This window comes from Selenomonadales bacterium (genome assembly GCA_018335585.1).
Classification (GTDB): domain Bacteria; phylum Bacillota; class UBA994; order UBA994; family UBA994; genus UBA994.
This window is the reverse complement of record JAGXRZ010000060.1, coordinates 1-3517: the sequence shown is the minus strand read 5'-3', so window position 1 is coordinate 3517 and position 3517 is coordinate 1. Positions and strand designations below refer to the sequence as shown.

Genomic DNA, 3517 nt, shown 5'->3' with positions numbered 1-3517 from the left:
GAGAAGCTGCACGAAGGGTTTGTCTCGCAACATGTCAGCTATGTTTTTGAGCGTATCTGCCTAGAATGGCTGGCAGAGAAAAACGGCGGGGACGCATTCTACAAGATGCAAAGAATCGGCCGCTGGTGGAACGACCGCGAGGAAATAGATGTGGTGGCGCTTAATGACGACACGCGAGAAATCGTCTTCGGCGAATGCAAGTACTCCGTGAATCCTGTGGACGCCGACGCGTTCTATGCCTTGCGACAGAAGGCCGCCGCTGTGAAGTGGAACCTCGGCAATCGACAAGAACACTACGCATTGTTTAGCAGGTCGGGCTTTACGCCTCAACTCCATTCCCTTGCCGCCCGTCAGCCTAACCTCAGCCTGTTTGAAGCACGAAGCAAAAGGGACGGAGCTTTTTGCTTCACAAAAAGCTCCGGTTAATGACGCCTATTAGTCTTGCTCCTGCTCTGCTAAGCTGGCGCGATGCACGATATTGGCGCTAACCTCTAGAAATGCCGCAATTTTTCTGTGGCTGAGATGGGTGCGCTGCAGCAGCTGCATGATTAAGTCTTCCATAAGCTCAGGGTGCCGCTTAAGCGATGCGCGGTCAACAATGCCGTGAGCCAGGCAGTATTCCTCGATAACCGACTGCGCATGGTTTAGCCGTAGATCGGCAATGTCTTCTGCGGTGTCTAGATACTCGTGCACGTCGGGCTCGCCGTGAAACGCGATGAACCCGGCGTTTCCGTTTGAGATGAGACCTAACACGAACTGCTTCTGCTCATGCGAAATGATGTCGGCGCCTTCTAAGTATTCGCGATAGCTACTCCACGTATATTGCTTGGCCTCTTTAGCTAGCCCCGCTTTCACAGGGTTATTGTGCACGTACCGCACTACTTGCAGCAAGTGGCGGTCGTTAGTGACAATCTCGCTGCGGTAGCGGTTCTGATACACATGCCCTACTCGCTCGTGGATAGAGTTGTACCACATAGCGTACGTCAAGTTTAGCTTCCTGATTGCCGCCATAAGCGCTGCTAGCTCTGCCTGCAGCACGATGTGGACGTGATTGTCCATCACGCAGTAGGCGGCGATGCTAAGGCCTTCGAGCTTCTTTAGTGTTTTGATGAAATAGGACTTATCTCCGGTTGACTGGTAGATTGAGTCGCGATTGATGCCGCGCATCATGATGTGGTAGTACCCGGTCGGGCTGACCTCGCGCGCCTGTCTAGGCATGTGGTTCGCCCCCTTGCGTTTGTTGGGTGATGGCCGCTTAGCTTTGAGCTTTGAGATGTGAGATGTGAGCGGGGGAATCGTGAATCGTGAATCGTGAATCATGAACTGCAACCGCGGAGCGGCTTTCCGCTTTCCGCTTTCCGCTGTAAGCCGTAAGCCGTAAGCCGTAAGCCGTAAGCCTGTCTTCTACCAGGAGCCAGGAGCTAGGAGCCAGCGCCCCCCCGTTCTACCCCGTTCTACGAAGCACGAAGCACGAAGCACGGAGCACGCTCCCTACTCCTGGCGGCTGGCAGCCGGTGGCTTGTTTCTTGCTTCTTGATCTTAGCAGGTCGGCGGTTGTGAAGCAATAGGCTCCGTCCCTTTTGCTTCAGCTTCGGCTTCGAAGACGTAGTAGCCTTTGTCGCGGTCGCGGATATGCACGGCAGAAAAAAGCAGGGCGAGCTCCTTCGCGGTGGAGGGAGCGCCCTGTTTCTTTTGGATTACGACCCATAGACTGCCGCAGGGCTTGATGTGCCGGGCGGCGCCGCGATACAGGCGAAACACTACGTCTTTGCCGGCGCGGATAGGCGGGTTTAGGAGTATGCAGTCGAACTTGTCGTGCTCAAGTGCGCCGAAGCCGTCGGAAAGGACGAAGCGTGCGTTGGTCACGCCGTTGGCGGCACAGTTTTTGGCGGCAAGGTCGAGCGCACGCGCGTTAATATCGGCGAAGGTCACGCTGCCGGTCGGGTTAAGCAGCGCGGCGGTAATGCCAAGTGGGCCGTAACCGCAGCCCATGTCAAGCACGGCGGCGCCTGCCGGGATGCGCATGGCGGCGATAAGGGCTTGCGTGCCGTAGTCGACGCCGTCCTTTGAGAACACGCCTGAGTCGGTAAAAAAGCGAAGGCTTAGGCCCCGCAGGGTTGCCTGGATTAGCTTGATGTCGTGCTCACTAGTAGGATGAGGTGTGTAGTAATGAGGCATGGAAACCTCCTGGGGGAACGAATTCTGTCGGATAGGGCGGATTAGATGGATAGAACGCTGCAATTAACTCCATCCTGCTGGTCCAATCCATCCGTGTGAATTCGCCGCTAGGCCTAGAAGCGGGAGATTAATCCTGTGGGATGGACGGAATGAGCATCAGCGCTATTTCGCCTGCGTCGCTAGGGCTGCGGCGATAAGGTCGCGGAAGAGGGGGTGAGGGCGGTTGGGGCGCGAACGAAACTCGGGGTGAAACTGCACACCGACAAAGTACGGATGAGACGGATCCTCCACAATTTCGACTAGGCGACCGTCAGGCGAAGTGCCCGAGATGACCAGTCCGGCGGCAGTCAGCTGCTCGCGGTAGATGTTGTTAAACTCGTAGCGATGGCGGTGCCGCTCGTCGATAAGCTCTTGGCCGTAGGCAGCGTAGGCTTTTGTGCCCTTCTGCAACTTGCACGGGTATGAGCCAAGGCGCATGGTGCCGCCTAAATCTTCTATGTTCTTCTGTTCGGGAAGCAAATCGATTACGGGATAGTGGCAGTCTCTAAATTCGGCGCTGTCGGCGTCGGCCCAACCGCATACGTGGCGCGAGTATTCGATTACCATTGTCTGCATGCCAAGGCAAAGCCCGAGAAACGGGATGCGGTTAGTGCGCGCGTAGTTTATGGCCAAAATTTTGCCCAATATGCCCCGCCCGCCAAAACCGCCGGGGACGACAACCGCGTCTACGCCGGCGAGGTGCAAAGCCGCGCCGCCCGCCTCGATGTCTTCGGAGTTGACCCAAGCGATGTCAATCTTGGCGGAATGGGCAAAGCCTGCGTGATGCAACGCTTCTGCGACGCTTAAGTAGGCGTCGTGCAAGGCCACGTATTTACCGACGACAGCTATGCGCAGCCGCTGGCTTAAACTCTTGATGCCCGCGACGAGATGTCTCCACTCTGCCATGTCCGGCGCGCCGGGAGTGAGCCGCAGGCGGTCGATAACCAGCTCGTCTAGACGCTGGTCCGCTAGACGCAGCGGCACTTCGTAAATTGAGGGCACATCCATGTTTTCCATGATGGCGGCTGGGTCGATATCGCAGAGCAGCGCGATTTTGGCTTTTAGCTCAACGGTGAGCGGCGCGCTGGTGCGGCAGACCAAGACGTCGGCCCGTATGCCTAGGCTGCGCAGTTCCTTTACGCTGTGCTGCGTGGGCTTAGTCTTTAGCTCGCCGCCGATGCTAAGTTGCGGCACGAGTGTGACATGCATGTAGAGCACGTTCTCGCGGCCGACTTCAATGCGCATCTGGCGGATGGCATCAAGGAAAGGCAGCGACTCAATGTCTCCGACTGTGCCGCCG

4 protein-coding genes are annotated in these 3517 nt (G+C 56.9%); 1 reads left to right on the top strand and 3 read right to left on the bottom strand.

Annotated elements, in window-relative coordinates; all coding sequences use genetic code 11:
* A partial coding sequence (locus KGZ66_11230) for a restriction endonuclease (GenBank protein MBS3986158.1) occupies positions 1–426 on the top strand: 426 nt, incomplete at its 5' end.
* A 9-nt stretch (positions 427–435) separates the two neighbouring features.
* Here KGZ66_11230 and KGZ66_11225 read toward each other — a convergent pair.
* From KGZ66_11225 to KGZ66_11215, 3 genes are all read right to left on the bottom strand, one after another.
* On the bottom strand, positions 436–1218 hold the full coding sequence (locus tag KGZ66_11225) for a transposase (protein MBS3986157.1): 783 nt from the start codon (positions 1216–1218) through the stop codon (positions 436–438).
* 321 nt (positions 1219–1539) lie between these two features.
* Entirely contained in the window at positions 1540–2178 is a 639-nt protein-coding gene (locus KGZ66_11220) for a class I SAM-dependent methyltransferase (protein ID MBS3986156.1), read from the bottom strand.
* A gap of 162 nt (positions 2179–2340) precedes the next feature.
* The coding region (locus KGZ66_11215) for a CTP synthase (GenBank protein ID MBS3986155.1) at positions 2341–3517 on the bottom strand (1177 nt) is incomplete at its 5' end.